This is a genomic window from Arthrobacter ulcerisalmonis, from assembly GCF_900609065.1.
Classification (GTDB): Bacteria; Actinomycetota; Actinomycetes; order Actinomycetales; family Micrococcaceae; genus Arthrobacter; species Arthrobacter ulcerisalmonis.
Genome location: NZ_UXAU01000071.1, coordinates 1 through 229, shown reverse-complemented (window position 1 = coordinate 229; position 229 = coordinate 1). Strand labels below are relative to the sequence as shown.

Here is a 229-nt window from a genome sequence, read left to right as displayed (position 1 = left end):
GGGCCGAACCTGGCCCACCGCGAGGAGGAGATCCGGGACCCCCACGACCGGCAGTGACGACGGCGAAACAGCGGCCACCGAGAAGGCACCATTGGCGGGCAGAATTCCACCCGAGCCGGTGAACGCGTTGCCGGTCTCCGCGGTGGCGCGGTGATCCTCGAGACGAGCTTTCGTTCCGGCGTGGATGCTCGAGCCGCCGCGTTCTGCGGCGGCGACAGCCCGAAAATCC

Annotated in this window: 1 protein-coding gene; it reads right to left on the bottom strand. The window is 69.4% G+C overall.

Annotated elements, in window-relative coordinates; all coding sequences use genetic code 11:
• The coding region (locus PSET11_RS16680) for a hypothetical protein (protein ID WP_160118998.1) at window positions 1-229 on the bottom strand (229 nt) is incomplete at both ends.